At 41.6% G+C, this 24,921-nt stretch carries 18 protein-coding genes; 15 read left to right on the top strand and 3 right to left on the bottom strand.

Annotated features, from left to right (window positions below):
• Positions 1–69: 69 nt before the first annotated feature.
• Positions 70–864, top strand: coding sequence for an isoprenyl transferase (locus HXT24_RS03305; RefSeq protein ID WP_004112377.1), 795 nt, complete (start codon positions 70–72; stop codon positions 862–864).
• 27 nt (positions 865–891) lie between these two features.
• Here the strand turns inward: HXT24_RS03305 and HXT24_RS03310 are convergent, their stop codons facing one another.
• A complete protein-coding gene (locus HXT24_RS03310) occupies positions 892–1,281 on the bottom strand; it encodes an MTH1187 family thiamine-binding protein (protein ID WP_422119170.1) in 390 nt (129 codons plus the stop codon).
• A 170-nt stretch (positions 1,282–1,451) separates the two neighbouring features.
• Between HXT24_RS03310 and HXT24_RS03315 the strand changes: the two genes are divergently transcribed.
• From HXT24_RS03315 to HXT24_RS03375, 13 genes are all read left to right on the top strand, one after another.
• Positions 1,452–2,972, top strand: a complete 1,521-nt coding sequence (locus tag HXT24_RS03315) for a glycine--tRNA ligase (protein WP_422119171.1) — start codon at positions 1,452–1,454, stop codon at positions 2,970–2,972.
• Positions 2,973–3,041: 69 nt separating this feature from the next.
• A complete protein-coding gene (gene dusB, locus HXT24_RS03320; protein WP_422119172.1) occupies positions 3,042–4,196 on the top strand; it encodes a tRNA dihydrouridine synthase DusB in 1,155 nt (384 codons plus the stop codon).
• Between the two features lie 226 nt (positions 4,197–4,422).
• The gene (gene ftsZ / locus HXT24_RS03325; RefSeq protein WP_004124823.1) at positions 4,423–5,625 is read left to right on the top strand and encodes a cell division protein FtsZ; all 1,203 of its coding nucleotides are present in this window, start codon (positions 4,423–4,425) and stop codon (positions 5,623–5,625) included.
• 24 nt (positions 5,626–5,649) lie between these two features.
• The gene (locus tag HXT24_RS03330) at positions 5,650–6,120 is read left to right on the top strand and encodes a cell division protein SepF (RefSeq protein WP_422119173.1); all 471 of its coding nucleotides are present in this window, start codon (positions 5,650–5,652) and stop codon (positions 6,118–6,120) included.
• A 185-nt stretch (positions 6,121–6,305) separates the two neighbouring features.
• Positions 6,306–6,602 carry a YggT family protein gene (locus tag HXT24_RS03335; protein WP_422119174.1) on the top strand — a complete coding sequence of 99 codons (297 nt, stop codon included), beginning with the start codon at positions 6,306–6,308 and terminating at the stop codon, positions 6,600–6,602.
• 173 nt (positions 6,603–6,775) lie between these two features.
• Complete coding sequence (locus HXT24_RS03340; protein WP_004116826.1) at positions 6,776–8,092, top strand: DivIVA domain-containing protein; 1,317 nt, start codon at positions 6,776–6,778, stop codon at positions 8,090–8,092.
• A 48-nt stretch (positions 8,093–8,140) separates the two neighbouring features.
• Positions 8,141–8,635, top strand: coding sequence for a signal peptidase II (locus tag HXT24_RS03345; protein WP_116692235.1), 495 nt, complete (start codon positions 8,141–8,143; stop codon positions 8,633–8,635).
• On the top strand, positions 8,628–9,560 hold the full coding sequence (locus HXT24_RS03350; RefSeq protein ID WP_422119175.1) for an RluA family pseudouridine synthase: 933 nt from the start codon (positions 8,628–8,630) through the stop codon (positions 9,558–9,560). Before HXT24_RS03345 ends, HXT24_RS03350 begins: the two co-directional genes overlap by 8 nt.
• A gap of 52 nt (positions 9,561–9,612) precedes the next feature.
• Positions 9,613–13,164 (top strand): DNA polymerase III subunit alpha, encoded by a 3,552-nt coding sequence (gene dnaE / locus HXT24_RS03355; RefSeq protein ID WP_004137938.1) that lies wholly within the window; start codon positions 9,613–9,615, stop codon positions 13,162–13,164.
• Between the two features lie 61 nt (positions 13,165–13,225).
• Positions 13,226–13,921 carry a hypothetical protein gene (locus HXT24_RS03360; protein ID WP_019261428.1) on the top strand — a complete coding sequence of 232 codons (696 nt, stop codon included), beginning with the start codon at positions 13,226–13,228 and terminating at the stop codon, positions 13,919–13,921.
• Positions 13,922–14,074: 153 nt separating this feature from the next.
• Positions 14,075–15,412, top strand: coding sequence for a type I glutamate--ammonia ligase (glnA, locus tag HXT24_RS03365; RefSeq protein ID WP_004112411.1), 1,338 nt, complete (start codon positions 14,075–14,077; stop codon positions 15,410–15,412).
• A 399-nt stretch (positions 15,413–15,811) separates the two neighbouring features.
• Positions 15,812–16,768 carry a nucleoside hydrolase gene (locus tag HXT24_RS03370; RefSeq protein ID WP_422119176.1) on the top strand — a complete coding sequence of 319 codons (957 nt, stop codon included), beginning with the start codon at positions 15,812–15,814 and terminating at the stop codon, positions 16,766–16,768.
• A gap of 110 nt (positions 16,769–16,878) precedes the next feature.
• A complete protein-coding gene (locus HXT24_RS03375; protein ID WP_004112416.1) occupies positions 16,879–18,282 on the top strand; it encodes an MFS transporter in 1,404 nt (467 codons plus the stop codon).
• A gap of 117 nt (positions 18,283–18,399) precedes the next feature.
• Here HXT24_RS03375 and hrpA read toward each other — a convergent pair whose 3' ends face one another.
• Both hrpA and HXT24_RS03385 read right to left on the bottom strand, forming a co-directional pair.
• Positions 18,400–22,467, bottom strand: a complete 4,068-nt coding sequence (hrpA, locus tag HXT24_RS03380; protein ID WP_422119177.1) for an ATP-dependent RNA helicase HrpA — start codon at positions 22,465–22,467, stop codon at positions 18,400–18,402.
• A gap of 28 nt (positions 22,468–22,495) precedes the next feature.
• Positions 22,496–23,197 (bottom strand): class I SAM-dependent methyltransferase, encoded by a 702-nt coding sequence (locus tag HXT24_RS03385; RefSeq protein ID WP_422119178.1) that lies wholly within the window; start codon positions 23,195–23,197, stop codon positions 22,496–22,498.
• Positions 23,198–23,366: 169 nt separating this feature from the next.
• Between HXT24_RS03385 and hflX the strand changes: the two genes are divergently transcribed.
• Positions 23,367–24,836, top strand: coding sequence for a GTPase HflX (gene hflX, locus HXT24_RS03390; protein ID WP_415703298.1), 1,470 nt, complete (start codon positions 23,367–23,369; stop codon positions 24,834–24,836).
• Positions 24,837–24,921: the final 85 nt, after the last annotated feature.

The raw sequence follows: 24,921 nt of genomic DNA on the forward strand, positions 1-24,921 counted from the left end.
TGCAGGCTTTTATTAAGCTTTGCAAAACGGGTTTAAGTATTCGTTCAATGGGGTTGTTAGATTTTAACTATGAGTTTTGAAAACGTTGATTACACTTCGTTAAATATTCCAGCAGCTCCATTTAGTGATCCTAGCCGCGTGCCAGATTTTCCTAAAGGTAAAGTTCCTCGCCATGTAGGTGTGATTATGGATGGCAATGGCAGATGGGCTAAAGAGCGCGGAATGATTCGTACCGAAGGGCATAAAGCGGCGGAGCCAGTGGTTTTTGACACTATTGCAGGAGCAATAGAAGCAGGTGTTCGCTACTTGAGTTTGTACACGTTTTCTACGGAAAATTGGAAGAGATCTCCTCAAGAAGTGCATTTTTTGATGGGATTTTCTAGAGATATTATTCACCGCAGGGTTGCGCAAATGAACGAGTGGGGAGTGCGCGTGCGATGGGCTGGAAGACGTCCGAAATTGTGGAAGTCTGTTATTGACGAGTTGGAAAAAGCTCAAGAGATAACGAAAAATAACACTACGATTGACGTTGTTTTTTGCTTAAACTATGGTGGTCGCGCGGAAATCGCAGACGCTTGCGCGGCAATTGCTAGAGAAGTTAAAAGCGGCAAAATTAAGGGCGATCGCATTAGTGAGAAGATGATTGCTGAACACTTGTATAACCCAGATATTCCAGATTGCGATCTTGTGATTCGCACTTCGGGAGAGCAACGCACTAGCAACTTTCTGCCTTGGCAAGCGTCTTATGCGGAGCTTGATTTTGTGCCAGAACTTTTCCCAGATTATGGTCGCGAAGCGCTTTGGAGGTCAATTGACCGTTATGCGCATCGCGACCGCAGGTTTGGTGGCGTAAAAAACGCTTAAACTGCCTAAACGCTTAAATACTTAAGCTTACTTGTTTTCGCGTTCTTCGAGAATCTTGTCTACAAGAGCAGCTTTTGCGTCGATTTGATCGTTAAAACCAGGGCGAATGTCTAACTTTAAAATAACGCCTGTGCGATAGCCTTTTTCAACAAGAACCATAGTTGCGTCTTTTACAACGCGCATAACGTCGTCGAATTCGCCTTCGATGTTTGTAAACATTGCGTTCGTTTCGTTTTTTAAGCCAGAATCACGAATCACTTTAACGCAATCCGCTACATATTCGCTAAGTTCTTCGCCAACTCCGCTAGGAGCAATGCACAATGCTGCAACTGTATTAGTTTTGTGGCAATTCTTGTTATCGCAAGTATCGCAAGTATCGCAGTTATCGCAAGTATTGTTATCAGTGTTTTCGCTCATTTTAAATCCTCTCAAAGTGAAAAATATGTGTTGCAAAATTATGCTTACACTTTATTGTATTCGTTTAGCTTATATATGATGCTTATATATGTTGCTTTAGCGTCACAGGGTTTTTCTATAATAAACACCGTTTTCACCCAAATTTTCTAGATTTACGAAAAAGGTGTATTGTGGCTGTTTCAAAGCTTGATGAAGTCGTATCCTTGGCTAAGCGTCGAGGATTTGTGTTCCCAGCTGGCGAGATTTATGGTGGTACGCGTTCTGCTTGGGATTATGGTCCTTTGGGCGTTGCGTTAAAAGACAATATTAAGCGCGAATGGTGGCGTTATATGGTCACTACGCGTGGCGATGTTGTTGGAGTGGATACTTCTGTTATTTTGCCTTCCCAAGTTTGGGTTGCGTCTGGTCACGTTTCTGTGTTCAATGATCCTTTGATTGAGTGCTTGAATTGCCATAAGCGTCATCGTGCAGATAAGCTCGAAGAATCTTATGCCGAAAAGCACGGCGACAAAATGCCAGAAAATGGCTTGAAAGATATTGCTTGCCCAGATTGCGGCACTCGCGGAAACTGGACGGAGCCTCGCGATTTCAACATGATGCTTCGCACGCATTTAGGACCAGTTGAAGACGAAAACAGCTTGCACTACTTGCGCCCAGAAACAGCTCAAGGCATTTTTGTTGACTTTAAGAACGTTATGACTGCTACACGCCAAAAGCCACCATTTGGCATTGCGAATATTGGTAAGTCTTTCCGTAATGAAATCACTCCTGGAAACTTCATCTTCCGCACTCGCGAGTTTGAGCAGATGGAAATGGAGTTCTTCGTAGAGCCTGGAACAGACGAAGCTTGGCATCAATATTGGATTGATACTCGCGTAAATTGGTATGTCGATTTGGGCGTAAAGCCTGAAAATTTGCGTATGTATGAGCATCCTAAAGAGAAGTTAAGCCATTATTCCAAGCGCACTGTAGATATTGAATACAAATTCGGCTTCCAAGGATCGGATTGGGGAGAGCTTGAAGGTATTGCAAACCGTACCGACTACGATTTGTCTGCTCACGCTAAGCATTCTGGCGAGGATTTGAGCTATTTCAATCAGGCTACTGGCGAAAAGTATGTGCCTTACGTTATTGAGCCTGCTGCTGGCCTTACGCGTTCGCTTATGGCATTCTTGGTTGATGCTTACGACGTTGACGAAGCTCCAAACACTAAGGGCGGAGTTGATAAGCGTACTGTTCTTAGACTTGACCCTCGCTTGGCTCCTGTTAAGGCTGCTGTTTTGCCATTGAGCAAGAAGCCAGAATTGCAAGCTGTTGCTCAAGATCTGGCTGCAGATCTTCGCCAGTATGATTGGGTTATTGATTATGATGAGGCTGGTGCTATTGGTCGCCGCTACCGTCGTGAGGACGAAATTGGTACTCCTTTGTGCGTAACAGTTGATTTTGATACTTTGGAAGATCATGCTGTAACAATCCGCGAGCGCGACACTATGCAACAAGAGCGCGTTTCCTTAGACAAGGTTGCGGATTACGTAGCAAGCCGCATTAACGAAAAGCGTGTTAAGTATCCGCAAGGTCCTGTAGAGATTGTTGGTACTCGCGCTGCAGACGGTGGTGTGGATGTTTCTAAAGAAAACGGTGTTGATGAATCGCAGCCTGTAAAGATTGCTCAGGCTGGCGGATTGTATTAATACGCGTATAGTGAAAAATCGCTAATAAACGAAAACAAAATATATTAAAGTGAATGGAGTTAAAGCAATATGGATTTTTCTATTAAACCAGTAGATTTAGGGAAAATTCATATTGCAACTCCTGTTGTTTTATCTCCAATGGCTGGTATTACTAACTGGCCTTTTCGAGTGATTTGCCGTGAATATGGTCCGGATGGGCTTTACGTAGCAGAAATGATTACAGCTCGCGCATTAGTTGCAAGGAATCCTAAAGCCTTGCGCTTATGCCGTTTTGCGCCTAACGAAAAAGTGCGTTCTTTGCAACTTTACGGAGTAGATCCTTCTATTGTAGAGCTTGCTGCTCGAATTGTTGTTGATGAGAACATGGCGGATCACGTTGACTTAAACTTTGGATGCCCAGTTCCTAAAGTTACAAGGCGCGGCGGCGGTTCTGCTCTTCCTTGGAAAACAGATTTGCTTCAAGAGATTTTGCATCGTGTTGTTTCTGTTTGTGATCCAGCAGGAATTCCTGTTACAGCTAAATTCCGCGTTGGTATTGACGAAAATCACGAGACTTTTATGCAAGCTGGTCATATTGCGCAAGAAGAAGGATGTGCTGCTGTAACTTTGCACGCGCGTACCACTGCAGAATATTATGGTGGTCATTCTGATTGGAGCCGTATTGCTGAGCTTGTAGATGCTTTGGATATTCCTGTTTTTGGTAATGGCGATATTTGGGGTGCGGATGACGCTCTTGCAATGTTTAAAGAAACAGGATGCGCAGGCGTTGCTATTGGGCGTGGATGCCAGGGGCGTCCTTGGATTTTTGCTGATATTCGTTCTGCTTGCAATGGTAGCGATAATCGCGTTAATCCAAGTCTTGGGCAAGTTTGCAAGGTGATTTTAAGACATCTGGAGCTTTTAGTCGATTTTTATGATGGCGACGAGCGAATGGCTGTTCATGACTTGCGCAAGCATATTGCTTGGTATTTAAAGGGTTTCCCTGTTGGAGGTGGAACTCGTAAGAGTTTTATGGAATGTGAGTCTATTGAGGATGTTCAGCGTAATGTTGATGCGTTAGATTCTTCACTAAAGCTTCCTGAGCAAGTTTTAGACACGCCGCGTGGGCGAGTTCGTTTTGCGAAAAAAGTTCATTTGCCATATGGGTGGTTGGATTCTCGAATAACTTCTCATAGTGAGCGTGAGGAGTTGTTTGGCGATGATCCGATGGATGCAAGTTACTAGGTTTTACTAGTGTTTTCTAGGGTTTTTGAGTATACAAAACATAATATAAACTATTAATTAATATTTTAAACTTTTGTTAATAAAACGCATTAATGATTTGCGTATAGCACGGTGTATTATCGAATCGGTGACATTTTTTCAGTTTTTATTCATAAAACGTCGCCATTATCGAGCGTTTTGCGCTAAAGTAATGCGTAAACGTGCGTGTGAGTGACAGGAGACAACGGTGAGCGAGATTGCCCAGACTGACAATTTCAACGACAAAACCATAATCAAGGTAGTCGGCGTCGGTGGAGCCGGTGGTAACGCCGTCAACCGAATGATCACCGAGGGTTTGCAGAACGTAGAATTTGTGGCTATTAACACTGATGCCAAGGATTTGTTGCGTTCTGATGCTGACGTGAAGATTTCATTATCTGACGCTTCGAGTCGAGGATTAGGAGCAGGTGCTGACCCAGAAAAAGGCGCTAAGGCTGCTCAAGATCATCAATCTGACATTGAAGAAGCATTAAAGGGCGCCGATATGGTGTTCGTAACCTGCGGAGAAGGCGGTGGAACTGGTACGGGTGCAAGCCCTATTGTTGCGCGCGCCGCACACCAGCAAGGTGCTTTGACAATCGCAGTAGTTACGCGTCCATTCGGTTTTGAAGGACCTCAGCGTGCTGCATCAGCAAAACTTGGTATTGAGAATCTTCGTAAAGAAGTTGACGCTTTGATTGTGATTCCAAACGATCGTTTGTTGGAAATTTCAGATCGAACCATCGGAATTATTGAAGCTTTTAAGACTGCAGATACCGCATTGCTTGCAGGTGTTCAGGGTATTACAGATTTGATTACCATGAATTCTTATATTCATGTTGATTTCTCTGATGTTACCGCTGTTCTTCGCGGTGCAGGAACTGCGCTATTTGGTATTGGTGCAGCGAAGGGTGAAGACAGAGCTACGCAAGCTGCAGAAATCGCTATTAGCTCTCCATTGCTTGAAGAAAGCATTGAAGGTGCTCATGGTGCTTTGATCAATATTGCTGGTCCAAGTGATTTGAAGCTTCAAGAAGCAAGTGCTGCAACAGAGCTTGTTCGTAAGGCAATACATCCAGAAGCGCAGATTATTTGGGGTCTTTCTTTGGACGATTCTTATGGAGACGAGGTTCGTGTTACTGTTATTGCAGCTGGTTTCGATTCTCATCCTAAGTCTGAAGACAGCAAAGCAGGTGCTTTCGTAGATATGCAGGCAGGAGTCGATCCTGTGGCTCCAGCTCATTCCACTACTACTGCTCCTTCTAAGCCTGTGGACACTGTTGAAACCGCGGAACCTGTTTCTTCTATGTTTGATTCTGTTGATTCAGTTAAGCAATATCAAACACAGGCTACTCAAGTGAAGCCTCAAGACGAACCAGACGAGCTGGATATTCCTGATTTTCTGCGTTAAGCATAACTAGGGGAGGGCATCTTAATGGCTGGTTTTATGAAGAACATGATGTCTTATGTAGGCATGAGTGATGTTCAGGACGACGATGATTTCGTTGATTCTCAGACACAGGATACTTCGTTTGACAACGACCACAGCGTTGCTCCTATGAGCCTTCATAATGGTGATGCTGCATCACAATCTGGTAATGGTGCTTCTACTCGATCTAATGTAGGTCGTATGAGTCGCATTACTACGATTCATCCAAAATCTTATGAGGATGCGCAATTAGTTGGAAGAGCTTTAAGAGATGGAACACCAGTAGTCTTGAATCTTACGGGTGTTAGCGAATCCGTTGCATATCGCATAGTTGATTTTTCTGCTGGCGTTGTGTTTGGTGTTCGCGGATCTATAGAAAGAGTAACTCCTAGAGTCTTCCTTTTAAGCCCTTCTCAAGTAAATATAAAAGTTGAAGATGCTCCTAATGGCGGATCTGCTCGCGACTTATTCTCCTAAAGCTAAATAACATGAGACTAGTCGCCAGCGACCGAACATTAGATTGCTACGCTTAGCTTGTATTTAAGGCAGATATCTTTTAGGTATCTGCCTTAAATTTATACTTATCCTGTACTTATATTTTGGTTTACGATTAACTTAGCTATTGTGTAAAATTATTGAAAATAGTTTAAAGGAAAAGCTTAATGGATCTTGTAATACGCTTAATACTAATTTTGAATATTTTCATAAACGCTTATCTAGTAATACTGTTTATTCGCGCAGTTTTAGATTGGATTCCGTTTATATTCCATTCTTTTAAGCCAAATGCGATTTTGCAAAAATTCACTCAAATCATATATTTTATGACAGAACCACTTTTAAGATTTGCGCGAAAATTTATACCACCAGCAAGATTAGGTAGCATAAGTTTAGATGTGAGTTTTATGGTAGTGTACTTTTTGTTACTAGTTTTACAAATGTTTTTGAATATGCTTTACTGATGCTTATTAATCACAATTTTTAATGAAGCGACACGATAGTTATTAATTTAGAAAAATATTGGTAGATTTCGTAAAAAAATAATCGCTTTTTACACAATTTTTTCTATAGACGTGATAGCATCGAATAGATATATCAAAAGGGCTGCGCGCCCAAAAGTGAGGTGTAATGCATTATGGCTCTGTTAACGCCTAAAGACATTCGCGAGCATACCTTCCAAATCGTTCGATTCAAGGGAGGCTATGATGTTGACGAAGTTGATGACTTTTTGGATCAGGTTACAGAAACAATAGAAGCACTTGGTCAGCAGGCAGTGCAGGGGCTTGGAGCTTCCACGCAGTCTCTTGGCGCCGATGTTGCTAGCTTGAACAATAAGATTTCTGATTTGACAAAGCAAGTTGAATCTTTAACAAAAGAAAATAATGATTTACGTGAAGCATCCAGCAGTGCGAACAAGAATGACAATGATCTTGCAGCAAAGCTTAAGGAAGCTGAAGAAAATAATCGTGCATTGAGCGAGCAGAATCAGCAGCTCAAAGAGCAGCTGGATGGTTTAGGTGCTCAAGTAGATCAGCTCACAGCACAAGCTGCAAATGCTGATAATGCTAAGGCAGACGCTGATAAGAAAGTCCATGAAGAGCTTGAAAACGTTACTCGCGAACGCGATGACTTTAGAGCAAGTAGCGAGAATTTGGGTCGTGAATTGGAAGAAGTCCGTCAACAACTTGTTGTAACACAGCAGGAAAATGCAAAGGTTCAGGATTTGTCTCGTCAACTTGAAGAATCTCATAAGCGCGAAGAGCAGCTTCGTGAGCAGGTTGCTAAGATGGAGCCAAGCACGGAAACAGGTAGCTTGCAAAAGATTGCAGGTGCTGGTGCAGAAGTGGGCGGTTCTGAGCCAGAACGCGCTACAGCAATGTTGACTCTTGCAATGCAATTGCACGATCAGTATGTAGATAAGGGCAAGGCTAAGGCAAATCAGATAGTCGAAGAAAGCCAAGCTCGATACAACGAGATCGTTACTAAGGCAGACGATTATTCTAATCGTACTCGTAGCGAAGCTGATGAATACAATAAGCAGACTCGCGGGGATGCGGATGATTACTCTGTTCGTACTCGTAGCGACGCAGACGCTTATGCAGCTCGCGCTCACAACGAGGCAGATGCTTATTCTGGTAAGGTTCGTCAGGCTGCTGATGATTATTCTAAGCAAACTCACGATCAGGCTGATCAATATGAGTCTGAAGTTCAGCATAGAGCAGCGGATTATGATTCCACTACTCGTACTGCTGCAGATGCTTACGCTCGCCAGGTGCGTGAGAATCTTGAAAAGCAGACTAAGGTTATTGAAGGAAACATTCAAAGCCTCAAGCAGTTTGAAACTGAGTATCGTACTCGCTTGACTGACTTCCTTGGTCAGCTTGTTGCTCAGGTTTCCGATGAGAACACTTACAGTTCTATGGAAAATCAGGATCAACAGGATCAAAAGTAGTTATACTAAATCCAGTTAGATTGGAAAAATACATTGACGCATTGTGATGTGCGTGTAGAACGGCTGCGTAATCGCGCAGCCGTTTTTGCACTGATTGCTTTTATTGGCGTGGTTTTAGACCGAGTAACAAAAGTTTGGGCTTTAGCAGCGCTTAGTGGTGGAAAAAACATTGAGATTCTTCCACACTTGCTCTCTTTTACTCTTGTTAGGAATCCTGGAGCATCTTTTGGCTTAGGCTCTTCTTTTACTTGGGTTATTAGCGTGTTAGCTTGCGCTGCTTGCGGTGCTATGACTGCTGTTATTAAGCACACAAAATCCTTATATTGGACTATTGCGCTTGCTTTAGCTTTTGCTGGAGCTTTTGGAAATCTTATTGATAGAGCGCAATATGCTCAGGGCTTTTTGAACGGAAAAGTCGTAGATTTTATAAACTACGGATGGTCCGTTGGGAATGTTGCAGATATTGAGCTTATGTTTGCAGGAATCGCAGTTATATGCCTTATTTTGATTGGGATTCCTCTTATAGAGCGCGATGATGAGTGATATTCGTTTTACGGTTACGAGTCAATTTTCTGGATGCAGGTTCGACGTATGCTTGTCGAACCTTATGGGAGTATCGCGTGCAAACGCAATATCGCTAATCGATAGTGGCAAAGCAAAAATCTTAGATAAAAAATCACAAAAATCCTCAACTTTGCAAGATGGAGATGTGATTGTTATAAATCAAGAGGAAGTTGAGGATCAAAAAGAAAAGTCAACTAGCAAATCCACTATATGCGATATTCCAATAGTTTATAACGATGAAGATATTGTTGTAGTAGATAAGCCTGTTGGAGTCGCAGCGCATTCAGCAAAAGGCTGGGATGGCCCAACAGTGCCAGAATGTCTAGAGGCAAGCGGTGTTGAAATAAAAACAACCGTGTGCGATGAATCACGAAAAGGAATCGTAAGCCGATTAGACGTTGGAACAAGCGGATTAATGCTGGTTTGCAAAACAGATTTTGCGTATGAAGAAATGAAAAAACAGTTCGCAAATCATAGTGTGAAGAAAATATATCACGCTTTAGTCCAAGGAAATCTTAAACAAAATAAAGCTACAATTGATGCACCAATTGGGCGAGCAAAAGTTTCAGATTTTCGTTTTACAATAACTAAATCAGGTAAGCCTGCAATTACGCATTGGGATGTTATAGAGCGTTTTAAGGGAGCGACTTTAGTGAAAGTCAATCTGGAAACTGGCAGAACACACCAAATTCGTGTGCATTTTTCGTCAATAGGACATCCGGTAGTGGGCGATCCTATGTATGGCGCAAATCCTCAATTAAGTGAAAAATTAGGGCTTTCTAGACAGTGGCTTCATGCAATGAGTTTAAAATTTAAGCATCCTCGAACGGGAGAACTTATTAAAGTTGAATCGAAGTATCCGTTAGATTTGCAACACGCTTTACACGCCATACAAGAATTGTAAAAGTAGAGTTATTTAGTAAAACAGGTCATATTGCATCTATAGAATAGCCACTATGGCTAGGTTGGAAACAAACTTCGTACACTTACATAATCACACACATTATTCGCTTTTGGATGGTGCTTCGAAGATACCAGACCTAGTTGCACGTGCAAAAGAATTAGGTATGCCAGCTGTGGCTATTACAGACCACGGAAATATGCATGGTGCATACGAAATGTGGAGTACTGCTGTAAAAGCTGGAATTAAGCCGATTATTGGAATCGAAGCTTATGTGACCCCTGAAACAGCCAGACAAGACAAGAGCAGAGTGCATTGGGGAACTGAAGCGCAAAGAAGCGACGATGTTTCTGGCGGCGGTTTGATTACGCACATGACAATGTGGGCTGAAAATGATGAAGGCTTAACAAATCTACTAAAAGCGTCTTCTATAGCTAATTTAGAAGGTCGCGTAATGCGATACCCTCGAATGGATAAAGATGTGTTATCAAGGTATTCTAAAGGGGTTATAGCGTCTTCTGGATGCCCATCTGGAATTATTCAAACGCGTCTTCGTTTAGGTCAATTTGATGAGGCTTTACGCGCTGCAGGCGAGTTTCAGGATATTTTTGGGCGCGATAATTTCTTTATAGAATTAATGAATCATGGGCTTTCTATCGAAACGCGCGTTACTAAAGATTTGCTTGAGATTGCTAAGCGTCTTAATGCGCCTCTTCTTGCTACAAACGATTTGCATTACGTGCACGAAGAAGATCGTGAAGCGCAAGATGCAATGCTATGCATTAATTCAGGCTCGCGCTTGGATGATCCAGACCGTTTTAAGTTTGATGGCTCTGGATACTATTTAAAATCTGCCGAGCAGATGCGTGAATTGTTTAAAGAGTTTCCAGAGGCTTGTGACAATACGCTAGAAATTGCCCGTCGTTGTAACGTTATGTTCGACGATGGTGAAGATGGCGCTTTTATGCCGCAATTTGATTGCCCTGAAGGTTGGGATGAGACTTCGCTATTCCTTAAAAAAGTTGAAGAAGGATTAGAGCGTAGATATAACAACAATGTTCCTATGGAAGTCTTAAAACAAGCAGACTACGAGTGTGGTGTTATATGTCAAATGCAGTTCTGCGGATACTTCCTAGTTGTTGCAGACTACATAAATTGGGCAAAAGCACATGGTGTTATGGTTGGTCCTGGACGTGGTTCTGCAGCAGGCGCAATGGTTGCGTATGCTATGGGAATTACTGAGCTTGACCCAATGAAGCATGGTCTGATTTTTGAACGATTCCTAAACCCAGAGCGAGTATCTTTACCAGATATTGATGTTGACTTTGACCCAGATGGTAGAGCCAAAGTTTTGGAATACGTTGGTGAAAAATACGGTAGAGATAAAGTAGCTCAATGCGTGATTTATGGAACGATTAAAACAAAGCAAGCATTGAAGGATTCAGCTCGAATAATGGGCTACGAATTTTCAGTTGGAGAAAAAATTACAAAAATTCTGCCTCCTCCAAAAAACGGAAAAGATATGAGTTTCCACGATATTTTTGATGAAAAATCAAAGAGATACGCGGAGGCGCGCGAGTTTCGCGAAATGTATGACACTGATCCAGATACGAAGCGAATTACTGAAGAAGCAAAAGGTATTGAAGGTTTGATTCGCCAAACTGGTGTTCACGCTTGCGCAACAATCATGGGCTCGGAGCCGATTACTGATACTTCGCCTCTTTTGGAGCGTACTGATGGAACAATAACAACAACGTTTGAGTATCATACTTGCGAAACGTTGGGCTTAGTGAAAATGGACTTTTTGGGTCTTTCCAACTTAACAGTTATTAGGGATACGCTTAAAAATGTTGAGCATAATGGTAAAGAGCCTATTGATTACACTAAAATTCCGCTTGACGATAAGGAAACATATCAGCTTCTTGCTAGGGGAGACACTTTAGGAGTCTTCCAGCTTGATTCCGACGGTATGCGCGCTCTTCTGCGCACACTTAAGCCAGATAACTTTAACGATATATCGGCTTTGATTGCACTTTATAGACCAGGCCCTATGGATATGGATTCTCACACTAACTACGCTAAGCGTAAGAATGGTTTGCAAGAGATCACACCTATTCATCCTGAAGTTGCTGAGCCTCTAAAAGATGTTCTTGGCGAAACATATGGTTTGATTGTTTACCAGGAGCAGGTGCAGTCAGCTGCGCGTATTTTAGCTGGGTATAGCCTTGGTAAAGCAGATGTTTTGCGTCGAGCAATGGGTAAAAAGAAGCCAGAAGTGTTGGCTAAAGAAAAAATCCCGTTCTTTAAAGGCATGAAAGAACATGGTTATTCAGAAGAAGCTGCTCAAGCTGTGTGGGATGTTCTGGTTCCTTTTTCTGGTTACGCGTTTAACAAGGCTCATTCAGCCGCATACGGTTTGATTTCTTATTGGACTGCGTATTTGAAAACGCATTATCCCGTGGAGTTTATGGCTGCATTATTGCAGAACGAGCGCACGAATAAGGATAAGACAGCGCTTTACTTGGGTGAAGCACGACGCATGGGTATTCGTGTTTTGCAGCCAGATATTAACGAGTCTGTTCTTGAATATTCTGCAGTTGGAGATGTAGTTCGTTTTGGACTTGGAGCTGTTAGGAATGTTGGTGATAAAGCCGTTAACGATATTATTAGCGAAAGGGAAAGCGAGCGCGGAAAGTTTATTGATTTTAAGGATTTTGTAAACCGTGTATCTTTTGCCGCTTTGAATCGTAGACTTGTTGAATCTCTTATTAAATCTGGTGCTTTCGATTCAATTAATCCTTGTAGAAGAGCTATTTTTGAAATTTGTGAACCACTAATTGACTCTGTTATTTCTATTAAGCGCAGACAGGCGGGCGGTCAGTTTGATCTTTTTGCTGATCTTGATGATTCCGATAGTGATCTTGGAGATGCTCAAATCAACATTCCAGATGTTGAAGAATGGGATAAAAAAACGAAGCTAAACTTTGAGCGAGAAATGCTTGGGCTTTACGTTTCGGATCATCCTTTGAGTGGTCTTTCTGCTGTGTTGGCTGGTCTTAGGGAAATGTCGATTGCTCAGCTTTTAAATCGCGCTAAAACTATGGGCGAAAATCAGCAGGTAACTCTTGCAGGCCTTGTGACTAGCGTAGACAGGCGAGTATCTAAAAAAGGTAATGCTTGGGCGATTGTAACTATTGAAGACATGGAAAGTTCAATACAATGCATGTTCTTTGGTAAGGTCTATGAGTCATCTGCTGCAGAACTTGCGATTGATCAAGTTGTGAGAATTAGGGGACAGGTAGAGGTTCGAGACGAAACAGTGTCTTTAAGAGCAACTGAGTTTGAAGTTCCAAGCTTAGAGGCGGAAGATGCTCAGCCTGTTACAATTGTTCTTCCTTTGCAAGCATTAGAAAAGTCACGTATAAAAGAGCTTGAAAATATTGTTACAAGACATCCTGGTTGTTGCGAAATGAATCTTGCTTTGATTGATTCTAGAGGATGCGCAAAAGTGTTATCCTTTGGAGATAGATTTAGAGTTAAGCGAGATACGTCACTTTTTGCAGAGATCAAAATATTGTTTGGTCCTAATTGTTTGCCAAGCGCGTAGATTATGCTTAAAGTATTTTTAAGTGGCGTTAACTAGCTGTTTAATAAGTTAGGGGTACAAAATGTGTGCAGATCATGAAGGTTTGAGTGAAGATAGTAGCGACAAAAACTTTGCGAATAATGGGAAAAATTCCAATAATTCTTCTAATTCCAAAGAGTCGAAAGAAGTTCGCACATCTTTTACTGATAAAGAGCTTGAAGATGCGTTACTTGGATTTGAAAAAGAATTTAGCGAAGAGCAAAAACATGATTCTGTCGATGATGTTGTAAATAAGATTGAGCAAGCAAACTTTGAGGAAGATTTGGAAGGTTTGCTGGGTAAAAAAGCCAAGTGTGCTCTGTTTCTAACTGTTATGGAACCAGGGGAACTTCTTGCTGCTTTTTGTAAAATGGCTGGTATTAGAGCTAAATGTTTTAGTGACGAGAACGGTGGAGTCGCCGTTTTATGCGATTTAGACGAGGATAATCCAGAAAAATCTGTTAAACGATTCACAGAGTATTTTCGCGGTATTCCAGCGATTTTAATGGTGAATCGAGCTAATAAAATTGATGCAAAAGTCTACGAATATAAAAAAGAAGTACAGGATGCTATTCCTCCCATGGTTCTTACCATGTCTGCTAGATGTGTGGAAGATCTTATGATTTGTTATGCGACAGTTGAAGATCTTAAAGAGTCTGGGATTGAGGTTACTTATACGGATGATTTAAGTGATGAGCAAGCTAAAGAGATTTTTTATAAATATGGCAAAAAAATGTGAGCTTAATCTTGCAAATACGCTAAATTAAAAGTAAGTAAATTCATTGCTATATTTCTAAATAAAAACTAAATATAAGAGATAATATAGTCATTGCGTTTTGTTCTAAAAACATGTTGAAAAATATAAGACTTGAATACTGATTGGACTGTAGATATGGATAGACAACAAGAGTTCGCTTTGCGTACGGTTGAAGAGCGTGATGTCCGTTTTATTAGACTATGGTTCACGGATGTACTTGGAACCCTTAAATCGGTTGCTATTGCTCCAGCAGAGCTTGAAGCTGCGTTTGAAGAGGGTATTGGCTTTGACGGGTCTGCGATTGAAGGCATGACTCGCGTTTTAGAAGACGACATGATTGTTAAGCCAGATCCTTCGACTTTCCAACTTTTGCCATGGCATGGCGGCCCAGAGGGTACGGCACGCATGTTTTGCGACGTTCTAACGCCAGACGGGGAGCCGTCTCTTGGAGACCCTCGTCATGTTCTTAAAACTGCGCTCGCAAAAGCTAAAGAAAAAGGCTTTACTTTTTACGTTCATCCAGAAATTGAGTTTTACTTATTTGAAACGCAAGACGATTGGTCTAAAGCACCTGTTCCTATTGATGAAGGTGGGTATTTCGACCACGTTCCAAGAAGTTCGGCAATGGACTTTCGTCGTAGTGCTGTGAGCATGCTTGAACAGATGGGTATTTCTGTTGAGTATTCTCACCACGAAGGCGGCCCTGGTCAAAACGAGATTGATTTAAGATATGCAGACGCTCTTACTACTGCAGATAACATTATGACTTTCCGCACTGTTGTTAAGGAGATTTCTCTTGAGCGCGGAATGTATGCGAGCTTTATGCCTAAGCCTTTAACGGATCAGCCTGGTTCTGGTATGCACACGCATTTAAGCTTGTTTGAAGGAGATTCCAACGCTTTCTACGAGGCTGGGCAAGAGTTTAATATGTCGCTTATTGCGCGCCAATTTGCGGCTGGCATTTTGCATCATGCTGCGGAAATTTGCGCTGTTACCGATCAGTATGTGAACTCTTATAAGCGCTTGTGGGGTGGAGCTGAGGCTCCTAGCTATGTTTGCTGGGGTCATAGTAACCGTTCTGCGCTTTTGCGTGTGCCTCAATATAAGCCAGGCAAAGGTAATTCTTGCCGTATGGAGTTTCGCGCGCTCGACCCTGTGGCGAATCCGTATCTTGCATACTCTGTTTTGTTGGCTGCTGGCTTAGATGGTATTGAAAAGCAGATGATTTTATGTGAGCCTACGAGCGACGACGTTTGGGAGCTTACGGATGCTGAGCGTCAGGCTATGGGCATTCAGCCACTTCCTGAGTCTTTGGATGAGGCTTTGAAGATTATGGAGAAGTCTGATTTTGTGGCTAGCGTACTTGGTGAGCATGCTTTTGAGTATTTCTTGCGTAATAAGCATCAGGAATGGGAAGAGTATCGTCGTCAGGTCACTCCTTTTGAATTGCAGAAGTATTTGCCTAGACTTTAGTTTTCTTTTGCATTGCTTTCGCGCGTGTCAAATCTAAATTTTTGAATATTTTTGAATATTTTTCAAATGTTATTATTTGTGATTGTTGACACGCGTTTTAATTTTTTGTATTCATATGTTTAGTTTGTGGCTGAGCTCACAGCTATAATCTAAACATATGTTTATATATATTAACGTTTGTTGAAAATTATAACATTTTATAACAAAATTCGTGAATATTAACAATTAAAGCAACATTATGCCTTCTTGCTTCTATTTAGATATGCCATTGCTTTTCGAGATTATAATAATAAAATTTTTAAATTGGTGATACTTAAATATCAAGTTAGATATTCAATTACACCCATGATTTACAACGACTGTAAGCCATGCCTAAATATAAGAAGGAAGGTAACTCAAGTGAAGAAGCTAATTCTTGATCTTGATACTGGTGTTGACGATACTCTCGCTATATCTTATGCTCTTGGAAGCCCTGAAATGGAGCTTATTGGCATAACTGGCACATACGGTAATGTTTTAATGGAGCAAGGTGTTCGTAACGCGCTTGCAATTACAGATTTACTTGGGCATCCAGAAGTAAAAGTTTATAAAGGTCTTTCACACGCAAGCACAAAAGATTCGTTTGAAGTGCTTCCAATATCTGCTTTTATTCATGGTGACAATGGAATTGGCGATGTTGAAATTCCAGATTCTCCTCGCAAAGCAGAAGATGAATCCGCTGTTGATTTCATTATTGATTCCGTAAAGAAATATGGCAAGGACTTAGTGTATGTTCCAACCGGTCCAATGACCAATATTGCTGCTGCATTGAAGAAAGCTCCAGAAATCAAAGACGAAATCGGAAAGATTGTTTTGATGGGTGGAGCACTCACCATTCATGGAAACGTAAACGCTTGGACTGAGGCGAATATTTCCCAAGATCCAGATGCTGCAGATATTTTATTCCGTTCTGGTGCTCCAGTGACAATGATTGGTTTGGATGTTACCTTACAGACTTTGCTTACTTACAAGGAGACAAAGCAATGGCGTGATCTTAACACCAAGTCTGGCAAGTTCCTTGCAGATATGACTGATTTTTACATCAAAGCTTATGAAACAACTGCTCCGCACCTTGGTGGATGTGGTTTGCATGATCCTTTGGCTGTTGCTGTTGCAGTTGATCCAACGCTTGTTACAACGCTTCCAATTAACATGCAGGTTGATGTGGAAGGTCCAACTCGCGGTCGTACTATCGGTGATGTTACGCGCTTGAATGACCCTGTTAAGACAATGCAAGTTGCTGTTGGCGTAGACGTTCCACGATTCTTGAACGAGTTTATGACGCGTATTTCTGGCTTGGCAAAAATCGCTGGCTGAGATCATGTTGTTTGCGTTGTGCAACATTTTGCGACCTTCTACGCTTCTTGTTGCACAACATGCTTTATGCGTAAATGTAAAAATTAAAAATATTTATTGATCGGATTATTATGACTGAAATTGCAAAATCTACTGCGGTAGATCCATACGAGGATCCAAAAACCCGCGACAAAGTGGCGATTTACTCGCTGATTTTGTTGCTTATAACCTTTATTCTTGGAACATTATGTTTGCAGGGATTTAATCTTGTATTCGACCAGATTGGCAAGGCTGTTGGTGCCCCTGATCAAGCTTCGCTTATTACAAGCTTGCCAATTATTGTTCTAGGTATCGTGTGCTTTATATACGGTTCTCTAGGTGACTTTGTTTCTCTTCGCAGACTTATAACAATCGGTCTTGTAACACTGTTTGTTGGTTCCTTGTTTGGTTTTATTGCAAACTTCTTCTTTACTCCAAATTTGTGGACTGTTATTATTGCTCGCATTATGCAAACTGCTGGTGAACAGGTAGCAGGTTCTTCCTTCCTTGTTATTGCAACTAAGTATTTGCGCAATGATTTGAAAGTTATTTTCTTTGGACTCTTTACTGCCGCATATCAGCTTTCTGCTTCTATCGGCGTATTTGCTGCTGGTGCTCTTAGCTCTATTGCTTGGCAATATTTGTTCCTTATTCCTGCGATTACCATTCTGTTCTTGCCAGTACTCGTTAAATGCTTACCGACTAAGAATGGTATTGGTGGAAAGATTGATAAACTTGGCTTTACCATATTCGGTATTGCTGTGACATTGTTGACTTTGTTCTTCTCTTACAAAGTTTGGGGATTGTTACTTGGATCCATCGTGCTGTTTGTTGTGTTCGCTGGATACATTATGAAGGCAAAGAACCCGTTTGTGACTCCTGCATTCTTTAAGAATAAGCGTTGGCTTTCGGGAATTGTTTTGATATTCATCTTCTACTTTACTAACTATTGCATGCCTCCAATTTACAATGTAATTGGCGGTGCTTTATACAAGATGGATACTTCTCAGGTTTCTTCTTACCTTGTATGGGCATTCGTCGTAGCAGCAGTGTTTGGCACTTGCTCTGGAACAATCATCGGTTTCATTGGACGTAAAGCTGGTATTATTACAGCTGCTGTTCTTATGATTCTTGGATGGGTTGGTGCTGCTGTATTCATCAATTCTGGGTTCCTTACATTAACACTGTGCGCATGCGTTTACTACGCTGGGTGCGGACTTATGTATTCGCCAATCGTTTCTACTGTTCTTAGCGCATTGCCTGTTGAAGAGTCTGGTCGTGGCTGCGGTATGAACGATTTGGTTATGAATGTTACAGCTTCTATTGGTATTTCTATTTTCAGCGGATTCTTTGCTGGGAATCTGTTCAAAGGATTCTCTTTTGCGAATATTCAAGGATTAGCTGCAGGATACTCAAACTTGCTTATGATGGGCGCTATTGTAGCCTTCATAGGTTTGGTGGTTTACATAGTTCGTAGCGTTATGGTTAAAGAGTAATTAATCTTTACCCAATATATTAGTGGTCACTATCTTGCAGTCATCTTTGGCTGCGTGGATAGTGGCCACTTTTTGTAGTCTTATGCCGCGCATTTTTACGCTAACATAGTTTTTACGCTAACATAGTTTTTTCATACGCTGAATACTGATCGGGTATGCTGTTCCAAGTTCTTGTGCCCAAAGAGAAACGTAGAATTCTTCACACATCCACTTTAGTTTTTGAGCTTTTTCTTGAGCCTCATCTCTATTAGGTCCAGCAGGCAAGCTTTCTGCTCTATTTTGAGCTTCTAGCACAAGCTTATGAGCTTCATCTGCTTGCCAAGCCCATCGTACATCTCTATCCTTATTTGTTTTAGCTTTATCAAGTCTAATTAAATCAGCATGCAAGTAGCGTTCTATTGAACTAAGTGCGCTAGAATCTGCTTTTGCAATAAATCCAGGAAAAACAAGTGAGGCTGCGTGTTCTCTAATCGATTGAAGAACGCTAAGCATTGGCAAGTCGGCTTTGCCGCCAACAGCAGTGCTAACTTTAGCAAAACGCTTCAAAATAGCAATCACATCGTGCGCAATACCATAAACTGTGTCTTCGTATACTTCGGCAATATTTCCAACAGCTTCTTTAAGCTCAACATCGTTAGTAATTTTTTGTGTATCTGGTATAAGTCGCTTAATAGCTGCCATTTGCAAATCTTGAGCCAAATCTTTAGAAGACTTATAAGGTGCAGAAGCAAGTATCAGAGCCTCACTTCCGAGCCATCTAGATGTAATACGTTTATCATCTAAAATAAGCATATTGAGCGCGCCCTGCCAAACCATTTGAGATCTAGAAAGATTAGTTGCACCAGACTTGTGTAACAAATCTGCTCTCTCAACAACATTTCCAGCTTGTGCAGCTTTAATTGCTTTGCTATTAACAACATTTAATGCACACTCTTGAGCTGATTTTGCAAAGCGATGCTGAAGACTTATTAGCGATTTATCTGTTCCTAAAACAGTAGGCTTAATGCGCTTTTTGCTTTGATTATGGGAATTGTTTGATTTATTTTGATTAGCTTTCTTCTGCTCAACGCTAAAAGTTATGCGCAAATAAGGAGATAGCCGTTGCAACTGTTCATCGCTTAAAACTTCTGGGTGGATTTGTGCTCCAACAACACTAATCGCAGCTTTAGTAAAGACTTCGCTAAAATCTTGCCAAATAAAATCTTCTTGTGGATTTTCGTTTATTCCTGGAAGATAGTCATAATTGTCATCTATCCACTCACGGATTTTACGAGCAGTATCTGGAGCTGGAACGAATTGTACTCGCAAAGTCTTAGGAAGAGACTTAATCATGCCAATAATAAGCTCGTCTAATAAGCCTGGCACATTCCAAGTAAACTCTTGAGGCTTAAGTCGCAAAAGTGCATGAAGTGGAACGTGCACAGTTACACCATCTAAAGGATCATGCGGATCATAAATGTAGCTTAAACGCAAGTTGATTTTCTGACCGTCTGTTCCAATCGTATGCCAAGTATCTGGATAGTCTGCCAAATCAGTGTCATTTGTGTATTGCAAGCGCTCAACACAATCTGGGTTAAAATCAAGAAAATGCGGGTCTCGGAGCCTGTAATTTTTCCACCATTTAGCTAAATCTGCAATAGTCGTAGCTTCTTGAGGAAGTTTATTATCGTAAAAAGTAAACAAATCCTCGTCGTTTACAGTTTCGCTTGCCTGTCTAGTGCGATTTGTTTGATTATCGGCATCGTTTAAAATGTTAATATTTGAGGAGATAAAATCGTTGAATGGAAAACGCTGTTGAACGTTTCCTTCGACTAAGCCTTGACGAATCATTAACATTCGAGATTCGTAAGGGTTGATTTTAGACCATTGAACAGTGCGATTTTGCACAATAGGCAAGCCGTACAAAAGCACCTTCGATTGGGCGATTGCCGCACCTTTGCTTGCGCTCCAATGAGCATCTGAATATGTTACGCGAGTAAGATTCTTAGCTAAAGACTCTGCCCAAGCAGGGTCGATTTGCGCGCAATACCTTGCCCAAAGTCTAGAAGTTTCAACTAATTCCGTACACATAATCCAAGAAGGAGTTGTTTTAGAAACAGATGAAGCTGGAAAGATTGCAAACCTTGTGCTTCTAGCACCCTGATAATCGTTTTTTGCCATTTTTTGAGCGCGCTTAATAGCGCGAATTTTGGCTGTTCCGCGAAGACCTGCAAAATCCGAAGCTTTAGGCTCGCGAATAACTTGCATGCCAATCATAGAAAGCAAGCCAGAAAGCATAGAAGCGTGGATTCCTTGATAATCCCAAGTGCAGCAAAGACTGTGAGCAGCTTGCTGATTATTTGGTAATTGGCGGATTTGCAAAGGTGCGCGCTTAAGTGGCAATGCTTCGCCAACATTATAATGAAGTTCTTTGCATAGATCTTTAAGCTGATTAACTAAATCTTTCCACTGTTTTAAGCGTAAAAAGTGGAAAAATTCCTCTTTGCAAAGTCGCCTTAGCGCGTTATTGCTTATTTCGCCATCCGCTTGGAATATGCGATCCCAAATATTCAATGCCGTTAAAAAGTCACTTAACTCGTCTGCATAACGATTGTGTAATCTATCTGCTTCATCGCGTTTATCTTCCGGACGTTCGCGAGGATCTTGCAAACTCAAAAACGCCACAATTACCAGAACAGCAGCAAGAGTATTAGGAGTGGTTTTACGCGCAGCTTCAATAATCATGCGTCCAAGGCGAATGTCAATCGGTAGTTTAGAAAGCTCGCGTCCAATATGAGTTAAAGTGATGAAGCCTGATTTTCTGCTTATTGCACCAAGTTCACTAAGCTCGTTAAAGCCGTCGCTTACAGCCTTAATATCTGGAGGATCAATGAATCCAAAATTCGTTATATCTTCGCCAGTTTTAGCAACGCCAACAGAGAGCATGTGTAAAACAACAGCGCCAAGTGAAGTGCGTAAAATCTCAGGGTCGGTAAAGCGCGGGCGAGTTTCGTAATCTTCCCTAGAATACAAGCGAATAGCAATGCCATCTGCAATTCGCCCACAACGACCAGAGCGCTGATCTGCACTTGCTTGAGAAATAGGTTCTATAGGAAGACGCTGAACTTTAGCAGACTTAGAATATCTCGAAATTCTAGCAAAACCAGGGTCCACAACGTAGCGAATCGAAGGCACTGTAAGAGAAGTTTCTGCAACATTAGTGGCGATTACAATGCGCTGATGCGTGTGGTGTTCAAAAACGCGATGCTGGTCTTTAGAAGAAAGACGTGCAAAAAGTGGAACAATCTCAATGGCGTCACTACGATTCATGTCGCTTGCACGCGCACCGAAATAAGAACGCAACGATGCTTCAAACTCGCGAATATCGCGCTCGCCAGAAGCAAAAACCATAATATCGCGCGCGCCTTGAGTGTGGTTTGAATGAATCACAAGTTGAGCACATGCGCGAGTTACAGCAGAAGCAATGTCTTCGTCGCAAATATCGCCGCTTTCCGAAAGACTTTGGCTTTGCGCAACGCTTTCATCATCCATAGCAATATCGGCAAAACCTGGAACGTGCCTCATAAGTGAAGGCGCGCTTCCAAGCGGCTCGTAAAGTACGCGCACGGGGTATGTTCGCCCCGAAACCTCTATAACAGGAACTTTAATGTGCAGCGCTTGCTCAAAATGGTCTTTAAATTTTGCAGAATCTATTGTTGCAGAAGTGATAATAAGTTTTAAGTCTTTGCGCTTTGGCAAAAGAGTTGTTAAATATCCAAGCAAAAAATCAATATTTAGGCTACGCTCGTGAGCTTCATCAATGATAATAGTGTCATAGCGCGTAAGAAGTGGATCGCGTTGAATTTGAGCGAGTAGAATACCATCCGTAACTATGCGAAGCTTTGTTTTAGATGAGCTTTCGTCGTTAAAACGCACCTGGTAGCCGATTTCTTCGCCAAGCTTAACACCCATTTCGCTTGCGATTCGTTCGGCAACTGTGCGTGCAGCAAGTCGTCGAGGTTGTGTGTGAACAATTTGCTTTCCGCGACCACCTCTGCCAAGTTCCAAAGCCATTTTTGGGATTTGAGTGGTTTTGCCAGAACCAGTTTGACCAGATACGATTATAACCTGCGACTCTTTAATGGCTTCAATAATCTGGTCGTGTGCAGCACAAATCGGCAGTTCACTAGGATAGTCAAAGTTCATATTCAATCCTGTTAAATTTTGCTAAATCTTATTTTCTTAAGACTTCTATAATCCTGTATCCCTTAGAGCTTGCGTATTTTTCAACGCTAAAATCTTCCCCAAGAGTTTTAGAAAGCCAAGTGATTAAGGAATCGGAGCCAAGATTTTTTTGAACAACTAAATAAGCAGCTCCACCAACTTTTAGGCGAGGAAGCCATGTGAGCAAAATATTGTGCAAAACGTCTTTTCCAACGCGGATTGGAGGATTAGACCAAATAAGATCAATGTCTTTTAGCGCATCTTCTTTTAATGCATCTTCTACAAGATAAGTGTGAATGTTGTTTAATCCAGCATTCTTGGCATTAATATCAGTAAGATCTAGAGCACGTTCATTAACATCTACAGCATAAATTTGCGCATTAGGGGATTCAAAACCTAAAGCCAAACTAATAGCACCCCATCCGCAACCGATGTCGAAAAATCGCCCATTTTCTGGAGGCTGTGGAGCGTGTTTAAGTAGAACTGCAGTGCCTAAATCAAGTTTAGAAGAGCTAAAAACTCCATTAGAAACCTGCACGCTAACCTCGTGACCGCGCAAATCAACATGCAAAGTTCGTCTTAAGTCTAAAGAGTTTGGGTTAGCGGAAAAATACTGTTCGCCGCCAGTTTTAGCTTCTTTAGTATTTTTGTTTGTTTTAGTAGCATTAATGCTGCTTGTCTTTTTAGTTTTATTAAAAGTGTTAATAGCCATTTTAGTGTTGCGTTAAAAATTATGTCTTCTAGATTCACAATAATAAAACAAACGTTGTAAATCGTGTATTAACAGGGGATTTAACGTTAGTAGTTAAAGCAAAATAGCAAAGGGCATAGTTTTGGTAGGTACTTTAGCAAACAGCAATTTGGCGAGTGGTGATAATAGTATGCCTGAGCATAAAAATGAGCATAAAGACGTTCTTTCAGGACATTCCGAAGTACTACTAGATTCCACAAACACTGGATCAAGCCTAGAGAGTAACGATGAAGCTTGGCAAGAGCGCGAATCAAGAAACGCCTTAAAACGAGTTGCGGGTCTTGGAGAATTACAAGACGTAACCGAAGTAGAATACAGAAAACTAAGACTAGAGCGCGTTGTTTTAGTAGGAGTATGGTCTAGCGCTCGCGGAACTTTAAGCCAAGCAGAAGAGTCCCTTAGAGAGTTGGCGGCGCTTGCTAAAACAGCTGGCGCAGTAGTGTGCGACGGCATGTTGCAGCAAAGATACAGACCAGATGCAGCAACGTATGTTGGTTCTGGAAAAGCGCGTGAACTTGCAGCGGTTGTGGCGCAAAATGATGCGGATACGATTGTGGTAGACGACGATCTTCCACCAAGCCAGAGAAGAGCTTTGGAAGATGCCACTAAAGTCAAGGTTGTAGACAGAACGGCTGTTATTCTAGACATTTTCGCTCAGCATGCAACAAGCAGGGAAGGAAAGGCACAAGTTGAGCTTGCTCAGCTTCAATACATGCTTCCGCGACTTAGAGGTTGGGGTGCTGCTCTTTCTAGGCAGGCTGGTGGTCGCGCTGCAGGAGACGCAGGAATAGGCTCTAGAGGTCCTGGCGAAACAAAAATCGAAATGGATAGGCGCGCAATTAGGAATCGAATTTCAAAATTGCGTCACGACATTGCACTAATGGCACCAACTCGCGAGACAAAGCGCGGATCTAGGCGTCGTCAAGATATTCCAACTGTTGCAGTAGTGGGGTATACAAATGCTGGAAAATCTTCGATTATAAACAGACTTACAGGATCTAAAGAACTTGTAGAAAACGCGCTTTTTGCAACTTTGGATACTGCTGTTCGAAAATCTTTAACTAGAGATGGTCGCGCTTATACGCTTGTAGACACGGTTGGCTTTGTTCGAAGGCTGCCGACTCAGCTAGTAGAAGCGTTTAAATCAACTTTGGAAGAAGTTGGTAATGCAGATGTAATTTTGCACGTTGTTGACGGTTCTCACCCAGATCCTGTTTCTCAAATTGAGGCAGTTAACGAGGTTTTAGCTCAAATTGACGGTGTGGAAGATATAGCGCAAATTATTGCTTTTAATAAGTCGGATGTTATGCAAGAACCAATGCGTTTACGCTTGCAATCGTTGTATCCTGATTCTTTAATTGTGTCTGCTGCAAGTGGAACAAATATTGACCGTTTAAGAACGCGTATAGAAAATTTGTTACCTTCACCACATGTTCATGTTAAAGTTACATTGCCTTATAGTGATTATTCTGGATCTTTGCTATCTAGAGTTAGGGAAAACGGTATTGTAAAATCGGCGGAATATAAGGATTCTGGTGTAGAATTAGATGCTTTTGTTGGCGATTCTTTGGCTGCAAAACTTATGCAAATTGCACTTTAAACAAAATTCCGGTGGTGTGATTAAAGTAAAAACTGTTTATACACATATAGCTCTTAATGTGAGAGCAGCCCTTGTATTTTTCTAT

Source organism: Gardnerella sp. DNF00354 (assembly GCF_049262755.1).
In the GTDB taxonomy this organism is placed as follows: domain Bacteria; phylum Actinomycetota; class Actinomycetes; order Actinomycetales; family Bifidobacteriaceae; genus Bifidobacterium; species Bifidobacterium vaginale.

Excerpts from the sequence above, each read along its gene's own strand:
- HXT24_RS03330 (WP_422119173.1), top strand. The coding sequence starts at position 5,650 with ATGGCTGGTTTTATGAAGAACATGATGTCTTATGTAGGCATGAGTGAT.
- HXT24_RS03335 (WP_422119174.1), top strand. The coding sequence starts at position 6,306 with ATGGATCTTGTAATACGCTTAATACTAATTTTGAATATTTTCATAAAC.
- HXT24_RS03350 (WP_422119175.1), top strand. The coding sequence starts at position 8,628 with ATGAGTGATATTCGTTTTACGGTTACGAGTCAATTTTCTGGATGCAGG.
- HXT24_RS03385 (WP_422119178.1), bottom strand. The coding sequence starts at position 23,197 with ATGGCTATTAACACTTTTAATAAAACTAAAAAGACAAGCAGCATTAAT.
- HXT24_RS03340 (WP_004116826.1), top strand. The coding sequence starts at position 6,776 with ATGGCTCTGTTAACGCCTAAAGACATTCGCGAGCATACCTTCCAAATC.
- hflX (WP_415703298.1), top strand. The coding sequence starts at position 23,367 with ATGCCTGAGCATAAAAATGAGCATAAAGACGTTCTTTCAGGACATTCC.
- HXT24_RS03360 (WP_019261428.1), top strand. The coding sequence starts at position 13,226 with ATGTGTGCAGATCATGAAGGTTTGAGTGAAGATAGTAGCGACAAAAAC.
- dusB (WP_422119172.1), top strand. The coding sequence starts at position 3,042 with ATGGATTTTTCTATTAAACCAGTAGATTTAGGGAAAATTCATATTGCA.
- hrpA (WP_422119177.1), bottom strand. The coding sequence starts at position 22,467 with ATGAACTTTGACTATCCTAGTGAACTGCCGATTTGTGCTGCACACGAC.
- HXT24_RS03375 (WP_004112416.1), top strand. The coding sequence starts at position 16,879 with ATGACTGAAATTGCAAAATCTACTGCGGTAGATCCATACGAGGATCCA.
- dnaE (WP_004137938.1), top strand. The coding sequence starts at position 9,613 with ATGGCTAGGTTGGAAACAAACTTCGTACACTTACATAATCACACACAT.
- HXT24_RS03305 (WP_004112377.1), top strand. The coding sequence starts at position 70 with ATGAGTTTTGAAAACGTTGATTACACTTCGTTAAATATTCCAGCAGCT.
- HXT24_RS03310 (WP_422119170.1), bottom strand. The coding sequence starts at position 1,281 with ATGAGCGAAAACACTGATAACAATACTTGCGATAACTGCGATACTTGC.
- glnA (WP_004112411.1), top strand. The coding sequence starts at position 14,075 with ATGGATAGACAACAAGAGTTCGCTTTGCGTACGGTTGAAGAGCGTGAT.